This is a genomic window from Leucobacter sp. WKLB1, assembly GCF_059696215.1.
Window position 1 is genome coordinate 3,314,589 of sequence record NZ_AP046115.1, and the last position, 19,794, is coordinate 3,334,382.

15 protein-coding genes are annotated in these 19,794 nt (G+C 66.6%); 7 read left to right on the top strand and 8 right to left on the bottom strand.

What is annotated here, in order from left to right; translation table 11 throughout:
• The 3 genes from rhaS to rhaI all read left to right on the top strand — a co-directional run bounded on the left by rhaS (position 1) and on the right by rhaI (position 2,730).
• The gene (gene rhaS / locus ACZF5Y_RS15250) at positions 1-1,050 is read left to right on the top strand and encodes a rhamnose ABC transporter substrate-binding protein (protein WP_053351624.1); all 1,050 of its coding nucleotides are present in this window, start codon (positions 1-3) and stop codon (positions 1,048-1,050) included.
• A gap of 129 nt (positions 1,051-1,179) precedes the next feature.
• Positions 1,180-1,533, top strand: a complete 354-nt coding sequence (locus ACZF5Y_RS15255; RefSeq protein ID WP_497533569.1) for an L-rhamnose mutarotase — start codon at positions 1,180-1,182, stop codon at positions 1,531-1,533.
• Positions 1,534-1,560: 27 nt separating this feature from the next.
• Positions 1,561-2,730, top strand: coding sequence for an L-rhamnose isomerase (gene rhaI, locus ACZF5Y_RS15260; RefSeq protein ID WP_497533570.1), 1,170 nt, complete (start codon positions 1,561-1,563; stop codon positions 2,728-2,730).
• Positions 2,731-2,805: 75 nt separating this feature from the next.
• Here the strand turns inward: rhaI and ACZF5Y_RS15265 are convergent, their stop codons facing one another.
• From ACZF5Y_RS15265 to ACZF5Y_RS15295, 7 genes are all read right to left on the bottom strand, one after another.
• Positions 2,806-4,233 (bottom strand): xylulokinase, encoded by a 1,428-nt coding sequence (locus tag ACZF5Y_RS15265; RefSeq protein WP_497533571.1) that lies wholly within the window; start codon positions 4,231-4,233, stop codon positions 2,806-2,808.
• A 36-nt stretch (positions 4,234-4,269) separates the two neighbouring features.
• Complete coding sequence (locus tag ACZF5Y_RS15270) at positions 4,270-5,331, bottom strand: NAD(P)-dependent oxidoreductase (protein ID WP_497533572.1); 1,062 nt, start codon at positions 5,329-5,331, stop codon at positions 4,270-4,272.
• A gap of 102 nt (positions 5,332-5,433) precedes the next feature.
• The gene (locus tag ACZF5Y_RS15275; protein WP_497533573.1) at positions 5,434-6,405 is read right to left on the bottom strand and encodes a sugar ABC transporter substrate-binding protein; all 972 of its coding nucleotides are present in this window, start codon (positions 6,403-6,405) and stop codon (positions 5,434-5,436) included.
• Positions 6,406-6,483: 78 nt separating this feature from the next.
• A complete protein-coding gene (locus tag ACZF5Y_RS15280) occupies positions 6,484-7,512 on the bottom strand; it encodes an ABC transporter permease (RefSeq protein ID WP_497533574.1) in 1,029 nt (342 codons plus the stop codon).
• Positions 7,509-9,035 (bottom strand): sugar ABC transporter ATP-binding protein, encoded by a 1,527-nt coding sequence (locus tag ACZF5Y_RS15285; protein WP_497533575.1) that lies wholly within the window; start codon positions 9,033-9,035, stop codon positions 7,509-7,511. Before ACZF5Y_RS15285 ends, ACZF5Y_RS15280 begins: the two co-directional genes overlap by 4 nt.
• A gap of 154 nt (positions 9,036-9,189) precedes the next feature.
• The gene (locus tag ACZF5Y_RS15290; protein ID WP_497533576.1) at positions 9,190-9,939 is read right to left on the bottom strand and encodes a DeoR/GlpR family DNA-binding transcription regulator; all 750 of its coding nucleotides are present in this window, start codon (positions 9,937-9,939) and stop codon (positions 9,190-9,192) included.
• 32 nt (positions 9,940-9,971) lie between these two features.
• On the bottom strand, positions 9,972-10,733 hold the full coding sequence (locus ACZF5Y_RS15295) for a DeoR/GlpR family DNA-binding transcription regulator (RefSeq protein WP_497533577.1): 762 nt from the start codon (positions 10,731-10,733) through the stop codon (positions 9,972-9,974).
• A gap of 142 nt (positions 10,734-10,875) precedes the next feature.
• Here ACZF5Y_RS15295 and ACZF5Y_RS15300 point away from each other — a divergent pair, with 142 nt between their 5' ends.
• The 4 genes from ACZF5Y_RS15300 to ACZF5Y_RS15315 all read left to right on the top strand — a co-directional run bounded on the left by ACZF5Y_RS15300 (position 10,876) and on the right by ACZF5Y_RS15315 (position 17,058).
• Entirely contained in the window at positions 10,876-12,918 is a 2,043-nt protein-coding gene (locus ACZF5Y_RS15300) for a bifunctional aldolase/short-chain dehydrogenase (RefSeq protein ID WP_497533578.1), read from the top strand.
• Positions 12,915-14,408: a rhamnulokinase gene (locus tag ACZF5Y_RS15305; RefSeq protein ID WP_497533579.1), complete on the top strand. Its 1,494-nt coding sequence runs from the start codon at positions 12,915-12,917 to the stop codon at positions 14,406-14,408. Before ACZF5Y_RS15300 ends, ACZF5Y_RS15305 begins: the two co-directional genes overlap by 4 nt.
• 10 nt (positions 14,409-14,418) lie before the next feature.
• Positions 14,419-15,684, top strand: coding sequence for an alpha-hydroxy acid oxidase (locus ACZF5Y_RS15310; RefSeq protein ID WP_497533580.1), 1,266 nt, complete (start codon positions 14,419-14,421; stop codon positions 15,682-15,684).
• Between the two features lie 375 nt (positions 15,685-16,059).
• On the top strand, positions 16,060-17,058 hold the full coding sequence (locus ACZF5Y_RS15315) for a putative endonuclease domain-containing protein (RefSeq protein ID WP_497533581.1): 999 nt from the start codon (positions 16,060-16,062) through the stop codon (positions 17,056-17,058).
• A gap of 95 nt (positions 17,059-17,153) precedes the next feature.
• Here the strand turns inward: ACZF5Y_RS15315 and ACZF5Y_RS15320 are convergent, their stop codons facing one another.
• On the bottom strand, positions 17,154-19,694 hold the full coding sequence (locus ACZF5Y_RS15320) for an MMPL family transporter (protein WP_497533582.1): 2,541 nt from the start codon (positions 19,692-19,694) through the stop codon (positions 17,154-17,156).
• Between the last annotated feature and the right edge of the window lie 100 nt (positions 19,695-19,794).

The window sequence follows — 19,794 nt, forward strand, 5'->3', positions numbered from 1 at the left end:
ATGTGGTTCACGAAGAATAAGAAGAAGGCGGGCGCGGTTCTCGCGCTCGCAGCCAGCGCAGCGCTGCTGCTCTCGAGCTGCTCCACCGGCGGCGGCGACGCGGGCGACGGCGGATCGGACTCGGGCTCGGGCGGATCCGGCGCGAGCGTCACCTTCCTGCCCAAGAACCTCGGCAACCCGTACTTCGATACGTCGAGCAAGGGCGGCAAGGCGGCCGTCGAAGCGTTCGGCGGCACCTTCAACGAGGTCGGCCCGACCGAGGCGACCCCCGACGCGCAGGTGAGCTTCATCAACACCGCGACGCAGCAGGGCGTCGACGCGCTCGCCATCTCGGCGAACGACCCGAAGGCTATCTGCGACGCGATCAACGAGGCGCGCGATAACGACGTCAAGGTCGTCACGTTCGACTCCGACACCAGCGCCGACTGCCGCGACCTGTTCATCAACCAGGCCGATGCCGAGGGCATCGCAAAGGTGCAGGTCGACATGATCACCGAGCAGATCGGTGACAAGGGTCAGATCGCAATTCTCTCGGCCGCGGCGAACGCGACCAACCAGAACGCCTGGATCGACCTCATGAAGGAAGAGCTCAAGGCCAACCACCCCGACGTCGAGCTCGTCGAGACCGTCTACGGCGACGACGACGATCAGACCTCGTTCGACAAGACCGCGGCGCTGCTGCAGACCTACCCGGAGCTCAAGGGCATCGTCTCGCCGACCACCGTCGGCATCGCCGCTGCCGCGCGCTACGTCTCGACCTCGGACGCGAAGGGCAAGGTCGCAGTGACCGGCCTCGGCACCCCGAACCAGATGCGCGAGTACGTCGAAGACGGCACCGTCACCGAGTTCGCACTGTGGAACCCCGAGGACCTCGGCTACCTGACCGCCTACGCCGCCAACGCACTCGTCTCGGGCGAGATCGAGGGCAAGGAGGGTGACACCTTCACCGCCGGCGACCTCGGCGACTTCACCGTGGGCAAGGACGGCGTCGTGCTGCTCGGCGATCCGTTCCGCTTCAACGCAGACAACATCGGCGACTTCGACTTCTAAGCCGCCACGGTGCGGGGGCCGGACCGATTGCGACCCCGCCCCCGCACCACCCCCGAACACCCGCTGTACCGCACCACCGCCCCACCCCGCGCAGGCTCAGCCGCGCCCCACCCAGACTCGGAGACTCCCATGCGCGTGTGCTTCCAAATGCAGGTCAAGCCCGACCGCCTGGCCGAGTACGCCGAGCACCACGCCGCCGTCTGGCCCGACATGCTCGAGGCCATCGCCGACGCCGGCCGCCGCAACTACTCGCTCTTCCTGCGCCCCGACGGGCTGCTCATCGGCTACTACGAGACCGATGACGACGAAGCCGCGCAGCGAGCGCTCGAAGCCGCCCCCCGCACCGCCGCGTGGGAGGCGAAGATGGCTGACTACTTCGTCGCATCAACCGGCCGCCCCGACCAGGAGGCCCCCCGACTTCCCGAGGTGTTCAACCTCGAGGACCAACTCGCCCGCCACCACGCGAGCACGAATCGCGCATAGCGCAGTACCGGAAAGAAAGCGCAGATCATGAGCTCCTTGTTCACCCCAGAAATCCAGCAGACCCTCGCCCAGCAGGCGATCGAGGTGCCGTCGTGGGCCTACGGCAACTCGGGCACGCGATTCAAGGTGTTCGGCACGCCGGGCACCCCGCGCGACCCGTTCGAGAAGATCGCCGACGCCGCCGAGGTGCACCGCGTCACGGGCCTCGCGCCCGCCGTCGCGCTGCACATTCCGTGGGATCTCGTCGACGACTTCGGGGTGCTGCGCAAGCATGCCGAAGACCTCGGGGTCGAACTCGGCACGATCAACTCGAACACGTTCCAAGACGACGAGTACAAGTTCGGCGCCCTCACCCACGTCGACGCCGCCGTGCGCCGCAAGGCCATCGACCACCACCTGAAGTGCATCGACGTCATGGACGAGACCGGATCGCGCGACCTCAAGATCTGGCTCGCCGAGGGCTCGAACTACCCGGGTCAGGCCGACATGCGCGGCCGTCAGGATCGCCTGCAGGAGTCGCTCCAGGAGATCTACGCACGTCTCTCGGCCGACCAGCGGCTCGTGCTCGAGTACAAGTTCTTCGAGCCGGCTTTCTACCACACCGATGTTCCCGACTGGGGCACCTCGTACGCGCAGGTGTCGTCGCTCGGCGAGAAGGCCATGGTCTGCCTCGACACCGGCCACCACGCCCCCGGCACCAACATCGAGTTCATCGTGATGCAGCTGCTGCGCCTCGGCAAGCTGGGTTCGTTCGACTTCAACAGCCGTTTCTACGCCGACGATGACCTTATCGTCGGCGCGGCCGACCCGTTCCAGCTCTTCCGCATTCTCGTCGAGGTGGTGCGCGGCGGCGGGCTCAACAACCCCGATGTCGCTTTCATGCTCGACCAGTGCCACAACGTCGAAGAGAAGATCCCCGGCCAGATCCGCTCCGTGCTCAACGTGCAAGAGATGACGGCGCGCGCCCTGCTGCTCGACCGCGACGCCCTCGGCGCCGCTGAGGCCGCCGGCGACGTGCTCGGCGCCAACGCCGTGTTCATGGACGCGTTCTACACCGACGTGCGCCCCGCGCTCGCCGAGTGGCGCGAATCGCGCGGCCTGCCCGCCGACCCGATGGCCGCATACGCCGCGTCGGGCTACCAGCAGCGCATCAACGCCGACCGCGTCGGCGGCGCTCAGGCGAGCTGGGGGGCGTAGGCTTCAGCGACGACGAAGCGGCGGGAGCGTTGAACGCTCCCGCCGCTTTTTCGTACCACTGCAGCGGCACCGCGCTTAGCGACGGCGCTCGTTGAGCGCGGCCAGCTCCGCGAAGTGAGCTGCCCGCTCGGCGTACGCAGCCGTGCGCTGCGGATCCGGCGCAAAACTCGCCTGCACCTCGCTGGCGAGGGCGCGCACCGTATCGAGCGACGCGATCACTCCAGTCGCCAGACCCGCGAGCATCGCCGCCCCCTGAGCAGCACCGTGCCCGCTGGCCGGGCGATCCACCGGCACTCCGAGCACGTCGGCCTTGATCTGCGACCACGCGCGCGACGCCGATCCGCCGCCCGTCGACACCACGCGCGGCACGGGATAGCCCGCGTCCACAATCGTGGTGACATCGCGGGCGAGCGCGAGGGCGTTCCCCTCCATAGCCGCGAGCATCAGTTCTTCACCGGTCGTCGCCAGGGAGATGCCGTCGATGATGCCGCGCGAGTGCGGGTTCCAGGTCGGCGTGCGCTCGCCGGCGAGGCTCGTGACCATCGTGAGCGCACCGGGTCGCTCAAGCGCGAGCAGCGCTGCGTCGCTGCGCAGGTCGGTGGCGGCGTCGAGCCCGTTGACCCAGTCGATCGTGGCGCCGGCGGTGACCTGTGCGGTGATGAGCAGATCGACCCCGGGCACGCAGTGGCGCGTGTGGATGAACCCGGGCACACGCGTGCCGCGCGGCACCGGAAGAATCGTCACGCTTGAGAAGCCGGTCATGTCGACGAGCGGATCCCCGAACTCGAGAATGCCGGCCTCAAGCGCCGAACCGATGGAATCGATGCCTCCGGCGACCACCTGCGCGCCGGCGGTGATGCCGGTCGCAGCAGATGCGGCCTCGGTGACCGTGCCGACAATCGCGTTCGCGGCTACGACCGGGGGCAGCAGCGCGAGCGACGGCTCGGCCGCGACGAGCGCCGCGTCGAACGCGCTCGCGTCATCATCGAAGCCCTGCATCAGCGCGGCAGTCGTGTCATCGAGCGCGAACTCGCCGCTCAGCTGCGCAACAATGAACCCGTTGGCCGACAGTACGTGCCGTGAAGCGGCGAGCACCTCGGGGCGATGGACCTCGAGCCAGAGCAGCTTCGCCGTGCCGAAGAACGGATCTGCCCCATTGCGCGACTGCGGCACGAGTGCGGCGATGCGCGCCGATTCTTCGACCGCGCGGCGATCGAGCCACGTCAGTGCCGGATGCGTGGGCGCCCCGTGCGCATCGACCGGCACGAACGTGGGCGCTTGAGCGGTCACAGCGACGGCGATGACGCGCCTGCCGGCGACCACCCGCGACGTAACGTCGCACACTGCGCGCCACCAGGCCATCGCATCCTGCTCGGCGGCGGCACCGTCGGTCGCGGTCGGATAGCGCTGCGAGGCATCTGCCACGAGGCGCCCGTCTCGATCGGTGGCGACCACCTTCACCGAGCTGGTGCCGACATCGATGCCGAGGAGCACATCATTCATGTTCTGGGGTCCTTCAGAGAGGGCGTGGCCTGCAGACTATCGCGCCGCGGGCGCGGGCACCGCGACGAGCGGGTGCAGCAGCGGCTCGCCCGCGAGCAGACGTCGAATCTCCTCAGCGACCCCGTCTGCGGCACGGTCGGCTGTCTCCCGGCTGGCACCGGCGATGTGGGGAGTCAACACGATGTCGTGACCCGCAGCAGCCAACGAGAAGAGTCGGTGACCGAAATCGACGGGCTCCTCGGGGTACACGTCGAAGGCGGCACCGGCCAATTGACCGCTTTCGACCGCGTCAGCGACGGCATCGTAATCGACGAGCCCACCGCGTGCGGCGTTGACGAGACGCGAGCCGGGGCGCATGAGTGCGAGCCGCTCGGCGTTCACCAGGTGCGTGGTCTCGGGTGTGAGACGCGCGTGCACTGAGACGAGATCGGAGCGCTCGAAGAGCTCTTCAGGGGTCGCGGCGAGTTGTACGCCGGCGCCGAGCGACTCGGGTCGCAGGTACGGATCGTAGACGAGCACGGAGGCGCCCATGGCTGCGAAGACCGCGGCCACGTGGCCGCCCACGGCGCCGGCACCGAGCAGACCGATGGTGGATCCCTGCACCTCGCCACCGACCTCGTCGAAGCGATAGAACTCCCCTCGCCACTCATGATCGAGCAGCGTGTTGTGCGAGAGGGGAATGCGGCGCAGCAGTGCCAGAGCGAGGCCGATGGTCATCTCGGCAGTGGCGATCCCGTTGCGTCCGGGTACGTTCGCGACGGCGACGCCGTGCGCTTCGGCGGCCTCCAGATTGATGTTCGTGGGGCCGCCGCGCGACACCGCGATGAGGCGCAGTTCAGGCGATGCAGCGATCACGCGTTCGGTGAGCGGGGCCAACTGCGTGGCGATCGCGGTCACACCTGAAAGCGCTTCGATGAGTTCGTCTTCGGAACCCGAAGCCTCATCGACCTCTCCGACCCGACCGAACGGAGCATCGGGCCACGGGAACTCGATCTCGCTGATCTCGACGTCAGCGGCGGTTCCGAGCGCGCGCTCGAGCGCGGTGCGCAGGTGCGATGACCGGATGAAGCGGTCGCCGGCGGCAAGAATGCGTGTCATGTGTCTGTGTCCTCGGGTTCGGGCGGCGAGTAGGAAAAGTGACGGGTCTGCGGGCCCGCGGCCTGTGACGGTGGGGCCGGAAGGGCCCCACCGTCGTCGGAACTATCCGGCGAACATCTCGTCGAAGTAGTCCTGCGCGTTGTCGGCGTTGATCACGGTCACCGGCATGTACTGATCTTTTTCGACGTCCTCGCCCGCGAGCAGGTCGGCAGTGATATCGATGAGCGTGCGGCCGTGCGCCTTACCGCCGCCGAGGCTGATCGAGCTCTTCTGGGGGTCGCCCTTGATGATGTTCTCGATCTCGATCTGCGTCGCGTCAATGCCGAAGAGACCGAACTGGTCGTAGTCGGTGATGCCGCTGGCCTTCACGCCTTCGTTGCCGCCCTGGGCACCACCGCCGCCGATCGTGGCAATCATCTTCATCTTCGGGTTCGCCTGGAGGAAGTTCTCGGCGTTCGTCACGCCTTCCTCCGCCGTGAGCGCCGAGTTCGTCGCGACGAGCTTCGCGTTCGGTGCGAGCTCTTCGACGGCATCCTTGATGCCGTTCGCACGATCGATGATTTCGGGGAAGGTGGGCAGATCCATCAGGCCCCACTCGACGACGTCCTCATCGGGGTAGGTCTCGTTGATCCACTCCGCTGCGGCCTCACCATTGGCGTAGCCTGTCGCGTAGGCGTCGACGAGGTACTGCGCGTCGTAGTTGTCGAGCACCTGCGTGTAGCCGACGACCTTGATGCCGGCATCCTGCGCCTTCTGTGTGGCGGCGATGAGCGACTTCGAATCGACGGCGCAGATGATGATCGCGTCGACATCCTGCTGAATGAAGTTCTCGATCTGCGTCACCTGGGTGGCGGCGTCACTCTTCGCATCGACGTAGTTGACCGAAATGCCCTCGTCGGCACCGTAGGTCTTCGCCTCTTGCACCAGTTCGGCCCACACCGGGTTCGACAGGTCGGAGAACGTGACCCCGACCGTATATTCGGCGTCGGGGGCGGCCGCACTGCCGCCCGAGCTGCACGAGGCGAGGCCGAGCAGCAGTGCTCCGGCCGCCGCAATCGCGGTGATCTTCTTCATAGGTGTTCCTTTCACATGGGTACTGCGGGAGTCGATTTCGACGTTGAGGGGTGCGTGCCGGCGGCTTCGCGGTGCGCCTTAGCCGAGCGGAACGGTGGCGGTCTTCGCCTCGGGCGCTGCGGCCGGCCCACGGCCGATCGAGATGCCACCGATCTGCTTACGCGATCCTGACGACCGCTTCGACATCGCGTCGTAGATGACCGCCACGAGCAGAATGACGCCCTTGATCACCAGCTGCACGTACTCGCTGACGTTCAACAGCACGAGACCGTTGTCGAGCACCCCGACGATCAGCACACCGATGAACGCGCCGAAGAGGCTGCCGCGTCCGCCCATGACACTGACACCGCCGAGCACGCAGGCGGTCAGCACGCTGAACTCGAACCCGGCGCCCGTCGCCGACTGCGCCGAGTTCAGCCGCGACAGCAGCAGCACCGCGCCGACGGCGGTGAAGAGCCCGCAGGTGGCGTAGACGATCAGCAGCGTGCGACGAGTGTTCACACCCGAAAGGCGCGCGGCCTCGGCGTTGTTGCCGATCGCGTAGAAGTAGCGCCCGAGCGCAGTCTGGTTCGCGATGAAGTAGCCGATCGCCCACACGATGGCGAGCACGATGACCGAAATGGGGATCCCGATCACAGCCCCTTGGCCGAGCACCGAGAAGTCGCTTGGGAACCCCGAGATCGGCAGTCCCTTCGACAGCAGGTAACTGACGCCGTTGAGAATCGTCATCATCGACAGCGTCACGATCAGCGGTGCGACACCGGTGAGCGTGATGATGAGGCCGTTCAGCAAGCCAATGAGCACTCCGAGCACGAGCACCAGCAGGATCGCGAGTGGCCACGGCACATCAAACTGCGACATCATGATGCCGCAGACCACCACGTAGAGCGAAATCTGATAGCCGACCGACAGATCGATACCGCCCGTCAGCAGCACGAATGCGAACCCGACCGCGACGATGCCGAGCGTCGTCACCTGCCGCAAAATATTGAAGAGGTTGTTCGTGTCGAGAAAGTTCGGCGACAGCACGCTGAAGCCGATGATCAGCAGCACCAAGACGAGCACAATGCCCAGTCCGTGCAGCCGCGCGCGGATCTTCGAGTTCATGCGGGGACTCCTTCTGAGGCCAGGGTGAGAATGGCTTCCTGCGTAATGGCGTCGCGCTCGAGCAGGCCGCGCTGCTGGCCCTCCTGGAGCACCACGATTCGGTCGGACATGCCGATGAGTTCTTCCATGTCGGAAGAGATCATGAGGATCGTCTTGCCCTCTTCGGCCAGGCGATTCATGATCAGATAGATCTCGTGACGGGCGCCGATGTCGATACCGCGGGTGGGCTCGTCGAAGATGAGCACCTCGGGGCTCGTCGCGAGCCACTTCGCCAGCACGACCTTCTGCTGATTGCCCCCGCTCAGGTTGCCGACGATCTCGTCGGCGCTCGGCGCCTTGATGCGCAGCTCGCGCATGTATTGCGCGGCGAGATCGCGCTCGGCCGAGCGCGAGATCACACCGCCTGGAGAGAGTTCGCCGAGCCGCGGCAGCGAGATGTTCCGTTCGATCGAGAAATCGAGGATCAGGCCGTGGCGCTTGCGGTCTTCGGGAACGAGAGCGATGCCGTTGCGGATCGCCTGAACGGGATTCATTGCGAGCACCGAGTTGCCGTGCAGCTCGACCGTGCCGGCCTCGGGCCGCTTCGCACCGAAGATCAGCTCCATCAATTCGGTGCGACCTGCTCCGATCAAACCGGCGAAGCCCAGAATCTCGCCCGCGCGCGCAGTGAAGCTGATGTCGTGCACGCCGTTGCCCGTGAGCCCGGTGACGGTGAGCGACGGCTCGGCGAGTGCGTGCGTGCGCTGCGGATATCCCTCGCTCAACTCACGCCCGACCATGAGCGAGATCAGCTCCCCTTTCGTGGTCTCGGCGGTGTCGCGCGTCGCCACGTACGCGCCGTCGCGCAATACCGAAACGCGATCGGAGAGCCGGAAGATCTCTTCCATGCGGTGCGAAATGTAGACGATCGTCATGCCCTCGCGCCTCAGCGCATCGACAATCGCGAACATCGCATCGACCTCGGCGGCGGTGAGCGGTGCGGAGGGCTCGTCCATGATGAGAAGTCGGGCATCCTTGGCGAGCGCTTTGGCGATCTCCACGATCTGCTGATACCCCGTCGTCAGCGTCTCGACGAGCGCATTCGGTGAGATCTTGACGCCGAGACGCGCGAATAGCGCCTGCGAGCGCGCGGCCATCGTCTTGCGGTCGAGCACCGGGCCCTTGCGCACAAACTCGCCGAGGAACACGTTTTCTGACGCGCTCAGGTTCGGGAAGAGTGTGAACTCCTGATAGATCACGGCGATGCCGAGCTCGCGCGCGAGTTGCGGCGTAAGCCGATCGTACGCGGTGCCTCCGACGGTGATCGTGCCCGCTGTCGGGGCGATGGCTCCGGCGAGCGCTTTGATCAGCGTGGACTTGCCCGCGCCGTTCTCGCCGATAATGGCGTGCACCTCGCCCGGGCGCAGGTCCAGGCTGACCCCGTCGAGCGCACGGACGCCTGGGTACTCCTTGACGAGATCGTCTACCCGCAGGGACAAGCCCGCGGCCGGTGCGGAACCGTCCGACCTCATGTCTGCAGACATCCTGCACTCACCTCACTTCATCGTGCCGTCACTTGACTGAAATGAAGTTTGTTACAAAATGTGAGCTTTTGTCAATTTTTGTTAGATAACGATGACACAACGGCGCGTCGCTAGACGGCGGGCCGACAGTCAATGCAGCGGGGGCGCCGCCGACTCAGCGCAGCTCGGTAACGAGCCCTCGGTACTCCGTGAGGTCGCGCGACTGCGGCGCCAGCTCGGTCGCGAGCACATCGATGTCACTCATATCGACCGCATGCGCCAACGACACGTTGTTCAGCTTCTCGCTGTGCACTCCAATAAACACCCGCTCTGAGGCACCCGCGATCGAACGCTTCACCTCTGCCTCCTCGAGCGTGCTCTCATGGCAACCCCGAAGATCGAGCGACGCCGCCGAGGCGAAGAAGGCCGCGAAATGCACCCGCGACACGAATCCGGTTGCGACCGGGCCAACGAGAGAATCACTGCGACGGTCAGCCGCGCCACCCGTCAGCACGGCGGTCAACCCGGGCCGCTCCTGCAGAGCCTGGAAGGTCAGCATTCCGTTCGTGACGACCGTCAAATCGCCCGCACCCGTGATCCTCTGCGCCAACTGGTGCATCGTCGTCGACGAATCGAGCGCAATCAGGCCACGATCCGGCACGAGCGGCAGCAGCTTTTCGGCAACCGCAGCCTTCTCCACTGCGTGCGCGCGTTCTCGACCATGAAAACTGACCGGGCCGGTGAACATCGCACCACCGCGCACGCGTCGGATCGCGCCGCCCATCTCGAGTCCGTCGAGATCACGGCGCACCGTCATCTCGCTCACTCCCAGCTCCACCGCAGCCTCAGCGAGCGAGACCCGCTGCATCTCGCGCAAGCGCTGCAGCAGCCAGGCGCGGCGTTCTTCGGCGGCAAGAGAGACCATAGTGACCCCAGCGTAGCGGCGTGCCGTGCGATTCAGACGCGATCGACGTCGATACCGAGCGCGAGCCAGGGCGCGGCGTCGAGCTCACTGAACCCATCATCAGTGATCAGGCGATCAACCGCCACGGCGGGAACCACGCTGTGCTGACCGAAGCCCGAAGCCTTCGAAGAGTCGAAGAGCCCGACGACTCGATTCGCCGCCAATGCGATCGCCCGCTTCGTCTCCGCCTCAGAGAACGATCGCTCGAGCAACCCCTGCTCGGGCGAAAGTGCCGAGACTCCAAGAAATGCCATATCGATCGTGCCGTACCCGCGGAGCAGTTCGGGCGGAAAGCCCACCGTCGAGAACGAGGTGCGTCGCACGGTGCCGCCGAGCATCACGACAGCCGGGCCGGATCGCTCAGCAAGTTGACTCGCCACGCGCAGCGAATTGGTCACCACCGTCGCATCTGTGCGCTCGGCGAGCTCGAGTGCGAGGTAGTAGCCGGTCGACGACGAGTCGATGGCAATCACTGCCTCGCGCTCGACCAACTCGGCCGCACGCCGGGCCACCGCGCGCTTGGCCGTCACGCGCTGCCCCAGGCGCTCGGCCAGAGGCCACTCTTCACCGGTGCGCAGTCGGGCACCGCCGCGCACGCGCTCGATCAGCGCGCTGCGCACCAATCGTTCAAGATCTTTTCGGATCGTGACTTCCGAAACCCCCACGTGCTCGGCCAGCTCGACGACCGGCACACGTTCGCGGCCCTCGAGAAGGTCGAGGATGCGCTCGTCGCGCTGATCTGCCGGTGGGGTCATAGTTGTCGATGATACCGCGATCCCGCAACCTCGGTACGAGTTTCGAAACATATTCACTTTCGAACGGAATCAATTGAGCTTGTTTTTGAAAGCTCAAATGCCTATGGTTGACTCGTACCCAACGGATCTCGAAAGGCCGCCAATGACGCACACCGATCCCACCGCCCAGGCACTGATCGCTCGCTCGAACCGACTGGGCGCCGATAAGAAGAACACCAACTTCGCCGGCGGCAACACGTCGGCCAAGGGGTTCACGAAAGATCCCGTGACCGGCGACGACGTCGAGCTCATGTGGGTCAAGGGATCAGGCGGAGACCTGGGCACGCTGACCGAGGCCGGCCTGTCGACGCTGCGTATCGACCGCCTGCGCGCGCTCGTCGGCGTGTACCCGGGCCTTGAGCGCGAAGACGAGATGGTCGCCGCTCTCGACTACTGCCTGCACGGCAAGGGCGGTGCCGCGCCGTCAATCGACACCGCCATGCACGGCCTCGTCGATGCCGCCCACGTCGATCATCTGCACCCCGACTCCGGCATCGCTATTGCGACCGCCGCCGACGGCGAAGCCCTCACCAGCACCATTTTCGGCGACAAGGTCGTGTGGGTGCCCTGGCGCCGACCCGGCTTCCAGCTCGGTCTCGACATCGCGGCCATCAAGGCCGACAACCCCGCGGCGATCGGCTGCATCCTCGGCGGCCACGGCATCACCGCGTGGGGCGACACGAGCGAAGAAACCGAGCAGAATTCGCTCTGGATCATCGACACCGCTGCGGCCTACATCGCCGAGCATGGCGCTCCTGAGCCCTTCGGCCCCGTCGTCTCCGGCTTCGAGCCGCTTCCTGAAGCCGAACGTCGCGAACGCGCTGCACGACTCGCCCCCGTCGTGCGCGGCATCGCAAGCACCGACAAGCCCATGGTCGGTCACTTCACCGACGCCGACGCGGTACTCGACTTCCTGTCGCGCGAGAAACTCGCGCCGCTCGCCGCACTCGGCACCAGCTGCCCCGACCACTTTCTCCGCACCAAGGTGAAGCCACTCGTGCTCGACCTGCCGACGTCGGCCACGATCGAAGAGCAGGTGGCTCGCCTCCAGGAGCTGCACGCCGCGTACCGCGACGACTACCGCGCGTACTACGAGGCGCACGCCGACGAGGCGAGCCCGGCCATGCGCGGCGCAGACCCGCTCATCGTGCTGGTTCCCGGAGTCGGCATGTTCAGCTATGGCGCGAACAAGCAGACGGCCCGCGTCGCCGGTGAGTTCTACATCAACGCCATCAACGTGATGCGCGGCGCTGAGGCACTCTCGACCTACGCCCCGATCAGCGATGCCGAGAAGTTCCGCATCGAGTACTGGGCGCTCGAAGAGGCGAAGCTGCAGCGCCTGCCGAAGCCAAAGTCGCACCAGGGTCGCATCGCCTTTGTGACGGGCGCGGCATCGGGCATCGGCAAGGCCATCGCAACGCGCCTCGCAGCCGAGGGCGCCTGCGTCGTCGTCGCCGACCTCGACCTCGAGAAGGCGCAGGCCGCAGCCGCAGAGCTCGGCAGCACCGACGTTGCGATCGGCGTCGCCGCGAATGTCGCGGACGCGGCGGCCGTGCAGGGCGCCATCGACGCCGCAGTGCTCGCGTTCGGCGGCATCGACCTCATCGTGAACAATGCCGGCCTGTCGCTCTCGAAGTCGCTGCTCGACACCACCGAGGCCGACTGGAACCTGCAGCACGACGTCATGGCGAAGGGTTCCTTCCTCGTCTCGCAGGCCGCGGCACGCGCCATGATCGCCCAGGGCCTCGGCGGCGATGTCATCTACATCTCGTCGAAGAACAGCGTCTTCGCGGGCCCCAACAACGTCGCCTACTCGGCGACGAAGGCCGACCAGGCGCACCAGGTTCGCCTGCTGGCCGTCGAGCTCGGCGAGCACGGCATCCGCGTCAACGGCATCAACCCCGACGGCGTGGTGCGCGGTTCGGGCATCTTCGCCGCGGGCTGGGGCGCCAACCGCGCCGCGACCTACGGTGTGAAGGAAGAAGATCTCGGCCAGTTCTACGCGAACCGCACGATCCTCAAGCGCGAGGTCGTCCCTGAGAACGTGGCCGACGCGGTGTACGTGCTCACCGGGCCCGAGCTGACGCGCACCACGGGCCTCCACATCCCGGTCGACTCCGGCGTCGCGGCGGCGTTCCTGCGATGAGCGTTTCGGCTTCAGACTCGACGGCCCCCGTCGGCGGTGCCAGCGGTTCGACCGCTGGCACCGCCGTCGCGGCCGTCGATCTCGGGGCGACCAGTGGGCGCGTCATCGTCGGGCGGATCGCGCAGGGGGCCGACGGCGCCGAACTGCACACGCAACACATCGCACGTTTCGCGAACGACCCGGTTCGCACTCCAGATGGCCTGCACTGGAACTTCCTCGAGCTGTACCGGCAGGCGCTGCACGGGCTGGCCGCCGCCGAGCGCAGCGCCCCCGGCGAGATCGCGTCAGTCGGCGTGGATTCTTGGGCGGTCGACTACGGCTTGCTGCGCCATGGCCGGCTGATCGGCATTCCATTCCACTACCGAGATGCGCGCTGTGACCTGGGCGTCGCCGCGGTGCACTCCCGAGTGCCTGCCGACGAACTCTACGCGCGCAACGGGCTGCAGCACCTCACCTTCAACACGATCTTCCAGCTGGCGGCAGAAGACGGGCTCCTGGAGGTCGCAGAACGCGCACTCCTCGTGCCCGACCTGTTCAACTACTGGCTGACCGGCGTCGAAGCTGCCGAGCGGAGCAACGCCTCAACCACTGGGTTGCTCGATCCGCGCACCCGAGAATGGGATCTCGAACTGGCCGAGGCTGCGGGCATTCCCGCTCGCATCCTTCCCCCGCTGATCGAGGCAGGTGAGCGACTCGGTCAGACCTCGGAGGAAGCCGCCCGAGTGATCGGCCGGTCATTCGACGTCGTGTCGGTCGCATCGCACGACACCGCGTCGGCCGTTGCGGCGGTGCCGGCTACTCGCCCTGATTTCGCGTACATCTCCTGCGGCACTTGGGGGCTCGTGGGCTTGGAGCTCGATGCTCCGGTGCTCACCGACGAAGCTCGCGAGGCCAACTTCACCAACGAAGGCGGGATCGAAGGCACCACACGATTCCTGCACAACGTGATGGGCACCTGGCTCTTCTCCGAGTCGCTCCGCGCCTGGGAGCCCGGCGCGACCGACGCCCAGCGCTCGAGTCTGCTGGGAGAGCTCCTCGCCGAGGCCGCAACGCTCACCGGGCCCGCACCGGTGTTCGACGCGAACGATGCCCGGTTCTTCCCGCCCGGCGACCTCCCCGAGCGCATCGTGGGCTGGTTCACGGAGCGCGGCGAGCGCGCTCCCGAGGGCCGAGCCGAGATCCTGCGATCCATCACCGAGAGTCTCGCGGTGGCGTTCGCGGACGCGGTGTCGACCGCCAGCCGCCTCGCCGATCGACCGGTGTCGGTGATTCACGTCGTCGGCGGCGGTTCCCAAAACGCCCTGCTCTGTCAGCGTCTCGCCGATCGCTCAGGCCTCGAGGTGCTCGCCGGCCCCGTCGAAGCAACCGCTATGGGCAACCTGCTCATTCAGGCGCAGGCACTCGGGCTCATCGAGCCCGGCCTCGCCGAGCTGCGCGCCGTCGTGGCTCGATCCACCGCCCCCATCCGCTACCTCCCGAGCTTTGCGTAAGGTCTCAACCATGGTCACCCGACAGCTTCCCAACCCCAAAGAACTGCTCGAACTCATGCAGTTCAAACGCCCCGAACTCGACGGCAAGAAGCGCCGCCTCGACTCGGCACTCACCATCAACGATCTGCGCACCATCGCGAAGCGCCGCACCCCGAAGGCGGCATTCGACTACACCGACGGTGCCGCCGAAGGCGAGCTGTCGCTGGCGCGCGCGCGTCAGGCGTTCGAAGACGTGGAGTTCCACCCCGGCATCTTGAAACCCGCCGCCAACGTCGACACGTCAGTCGAAATTCTCGGCGATCGCTCGGCACTGCCCTTCGGCATCGCACCAACCGGGTTCACCCGCCTGATGCAGACCGAGGGCGAGATCGCCGGCGCCGGCGCCGCAGGTACCGCAGGCATTCCGTTCACACTCTCGACGCTCGGCACGACGTCGATCGAAAACGTGAAAGCCGCGAACCCGCACGGCCGCAACTGGTTCCAGCTGTACGTCATGCGCGACCGCGAAATCTCCTACGGCCTCGTGCAGCGTGCCGCCGAGGCCGGGTTCGACACCCTGCAGTTCACCGTCGACACCCCCGTTGCCGGCGCTCGCCTGCGCGACAAGCGCAACGGCTTCTCGATTCCGCCGCAGCTGACGCTCAGCACCATCGTCAACGCGATCCCCCGCCCCTGGTGGTGGGTCGACTTCCTCACTACGCCAAAGCTTGAATTCGCATCGCTGTCGACCACCGGCGGCACCGTCGGCGAGCTGCTCGACGCGGCGATGGATCCGACGATCAGCTTCGACGACCTCCGCGTGATCCGCGAGATGTGGCCGGGCAAGCTTGTCGTCAAGGGTGTGCAGACCGTCGAAGACGCGGCGAAGCTGACCGATCACGGCGTCGACGGCATCATCCTGTCGAACCACGGCGGGCGCCAGCTCGACCGCGCACCGATCCCCTTCCACCTGCTGCCGCAGGTCGTGCGCGAGGTCGGCCAAGACGCGACCGTCATGGTCGACACCGGCATCATGAACGGCGCCGACATCGTCGCGTCGATCGCGCAGGGTGCAAAGTTCACGCTCATCGGCCGCGCCTACCTCTACGGCCTCATGGCCGGCGGTCGCGCTGGCGTCGACCGCACCATCGCAATCCTCAAGAGCGAGATCGAGCGCACGATGAAGCTGCTCGGTGTCTCGTCGATCGAGGAGCTCGAGCCGGCGCACGTCACCCAGCTGCAGCGCCTCGCGCCGGTCGAACCCGGCCTCGCCGCCCGCGCCCGCGCGGGCCTGTAGGTCGCGGGTCCGCACGCGGCCCATCGATCACGCTCCCAGACTGCGAACGCGGTCGGCCAGCGGATGTCGCGCCCACGACGCCCGCAGGCCGACCGCGTTCGCGCTGTCTGCGGAGTGCGGTCTGCCCCAGCTTCCTTATGCGATCGGGGTAACTTTGGACCAGTGTCGACGCTCTCAAACGACTCAGCACCGGTCCGAAGTTACCCCGATCGTGCTGTGTGTCGGCGCCCGTCCCGGCGCCCATACGCCCATTCGCCCATTCGCCGATATCGATGGTGCGCTCACAGTGTGCGGATAGGCACCCGCTGCTGCCCACTCTCCACAGGTTGCACCTTTTGACGGGTTTCAGCACCACGCGGGCCCGAAGCTGATCGTATGACCCGTCGCCGCCCGCTTCACCTCAGCCCCCGCGTGTACCGGACCTCCGAGCTGCGCGACCACGGGGTCTCGGCGCAGAGACTGCGTGCGACCGACATTCGCCGCATCGCGCGCGGCTATGTCATTCATCCTGCACTGCAATTCGACCCGTTCGATTATCGGCAGCGCTGTATCGCAGTGGCAGAAACACTGCGCAACGGCCACTTCATCTCGCACCGATCTGCCGCCACCCTGTGGGGAGTGCCCGCGCCAGTAACCCCTGGCGGACGAGTCGATGTGTCCTCATTCAGCCCGCTCAAGGCGCCACAGACCCGCATCGTTTCGGGGCATCGAGTCCGAACCGGATCGGTGGAATGGGCGAAAATCGACGGAATCGTCACGCCGACACCAGCCGACATCTGGTGCCAACTTGCTGCAGTCGTCACGTTCGAACAACTGGTCGCCGCGGGCGACTTCCTCATCTCTGGCACACCGATCGTTGACGTCTCCGCACGCCCGCACGCTGCCCAACGGCGCACGCCGCCGCTCTGCACACTCGACGACATTGAGCGAGCTCGACGACGCCATCAAGGCACCACGGGCTCGCCTCTGAGACGCCGCGCGGTCGCGATGCTGCGGGCTCCCGTTGACTCACCGCCTGAATCGTATCTGCGTTTGGCGATCCTCCGCGCGCCACTCCCCGAGCCCATCGTGAACTGCCCCGTAGCGACGCGCGACCGCGTGCTCTTCGCCGACCTCGGATACCCCGAGCTTCGCATCGCAATCGAATACGAAGGCAAATACCATTTCGCCAATGCGACGCAGGTGAAGTTCGACCTGCGCCGTCGGCGAGCGATGATCGATGCCGGTTGGACAGTATTGCAGGCCACCGACGAAGATCTGGCGGATCCCACGGACTTCATCACCGCGCTCGCTCGCGCGATTGCTGTGGCGACCGCAGCTCAGCGCTCAGTCGCCGATCGGGGTAACTTCGGACCGGTGTGGAGCGCCATTTGAGCGTCAACACTGGTCCGAAGTTACCCCGATCCAAGAAGAGCCTGGCGGCGGCAGCGGCGGCGGAGCCGCTGCCGCGCACTGCCCCGGGCCCGGTCCTATCCGTGATGCACGGGGTGGCGGCGCTCCAGCGCCGAGCCCTCCACGTCGACGTTCGGAATGATGCGGTCGAGCCACTTCGGCAACCACCAGGCGCCGCGCCCGACGAGGTGCATGAGTGCGGGAACAAGCAGCATGCGCACGACGAACGCGTCGAACAGCACCCCGAGCGCGAGCCCGAGGCCCATCGACTTGATCATCACCGATTCCGAAGCGATGAAGCCGCCGAACACGGCCACCATGATGATCGCTGCGGCAATCACGACGGTGCGTCCGGCACGGAACCCCTGCGCGACGGCGAGGCGTGCCGGTGCGCCGTGCGCATACGCCTCGCGCATGCCGGTGGCCAGGAAGAGTTGGTAATCCATCGCGAGCCCGAAGAGAATGCCGACGAGGATCACCGGGAGGAAGCTCAGGATCGGCCCGGGGTTGTGCACCCCAAGCAGCTCGCCGAACCATCCCCACTGGAACACCGCGGTCACGGCACCGTAGGTCGCGAACAGCGACAGCACAAACCCGCCGGTGGCGAGCAGGGGCACGACCAGCGAGCGGAACACCATCACCATGATGAGGAACGACAATCCGACGACGACGCTGAGGTACAGCGGAAGCACGTTCTGCAGGCCCTCAGAGATGTCGATGTTGATTGCGGCTTGGCCCGCGACGCCCAGAGTGATGTCGCCCTCGGAGGAGTCGATGGCGGGCAATTCGCGGAGGTCGCGCACGAGAGCCTCGGTCGACTCGCTGTTCGGCCCCTCCGCGGGAATGACCTGGAAGGCGGCCAGACGGTGATCGTCTGAGACCGCCACCGGCGCGACGGCGACCACGTCGCTCTGGTCTGCCAGTGCGGTGGCGACGTCGACCTGAGCGTCGAGCACCCCGTCGTCGTCGAGTCCGGCCGGCAGGTCGGCGGTGACGAGCAGCGGCCCGTTGGATCCCTCACCGAACGCGTCGTTCGTCAGCGTGTACGCACGGTAGGCGGTGGAGTCTGCGGCTTCAGAGCCTCCGTCGGGCAGTCCGAGACGCATCGACATCGATGGGATCGCGATGACGAGCAGCACGACGACGGACACGACGGCGGTCAGGATCGCCCGCACATTGCTCATCGGCTTCACCGACCGCATGGGGTCGGGCGCCGTCCCCGGCTCGTGCGCCGCCGCTTCCGCAGCACGGGCGCGTGCTCGGCGGCTGAGCACCCGGGTGCCCGCGAGACCGAGCAGCGCTGGCGTCAACGAGATGGCGATGAGCACGGCGACCGCGACGCTCACAGCACCCGCGGTGCCCATGAGCCCGAGGAACGGGATGCCCGTGATGTTCAGCGCGAGCAGGGCCACGATGACGGTCGTGCCGGCGAAGACAACGGCGTTGCCGGCGGTGCCGTTCGCGAGACCGATCGATTCTTCGACGCCCGCACCCTGCAGCAGTTGGCGGCGGTGGCGGTACAGGATGAAGAGGGAGTAATCGATACCGACGGCGAGACCGAGCATGACGCCGAGGATCGGCGTGACCGAGGCCATTTGCACGACTCCGGCGAACGACAGGGTGGCCATCGCACCGACGGCGACACCGACGAGCGCCGTCACGATGGGGAATGCAGCGGCGAGGATCGACCCGAGCACCACGATCAGCACGATCGCGGCGATGAGCACGCCGACGGCCTCGCCGACCCCGAGAATTTCGGGAACACCCTGCGAGATGTCGGTGGAGAGCGCGACTTCGACGCCGTCGATCTTCGTGCCCTCGAAGTGCTCGATCACCGCGTCTTTGGTCTCTTGCGAGAGGTCGAGTCGGGGCTCGGTGAACGAGACATTGACCAACGCGGTCGCGTCGTCGTCGGAGACCACTCCGATGCCCTCGGCGAACGAGGCGAGTGCGGCGCCCTGGTCGAGTTTCACCTGGTTCGCATCGAGCTCCGCAATGCCTGCGTCGAGTTGTTGCTGCTGCGCGTCGAGCTCGGCGTTGCCCGCATCGAGCTGCTGCTGTTGCGCTTCGAGCGCGGCGAGTTGTGGAGCGCGCGCTTCATCGGGCATCTCAATGGCCGCGAGCTGAGCGTTCGCGGCGTCGAGTTGGGCCTGTCCGTCTGCGATCTGCTGGCGCGCCGCTTCGAGCTGCTGCTGGCCGGCTTCGGCCTGCGCGCGTCCGTCGTCGAGTTGCTGCTGACCATCGATGATCTGCTGCTGCTGATCTGCCAGTTGCTGCTGCGCCTCGAAGGGGTCGATGACGTCGGCGACGTCGGGCAGATCTTTCGCGCTCTCAGCGAGCTTCGTGATCTCGGCCCGCTGGGCGTCGGTGAACGCTTCGCCGTCTTCGGAGTGGAAGACGACCGTTCCCGACGCTCCACTGAAGTCGGGGAGTGAGTCTTCGAGCTCTTCGAGTACCTTGCCCGAGGCGGTGCCGGGCACGTCGAAACTTGAGCTGAGGCCCTTGAACCCGACGAGGAAGCCGCTGACCGCGATGCCGACGATCACCGCCCAGGCAATGATCACCGTCCAGGCCCGCCGCGCGGCGAACGTACCCAAGCGGTGCAGCAACTCGGCCATGCAATCTCCTCAGTTCACGGGGCGACCGCAGTGACCGGTCGCCATCGTCTTCGACCAGCAAGGGTAAGATAACACGGACCGTCTCGTCTTGACTGGGTAC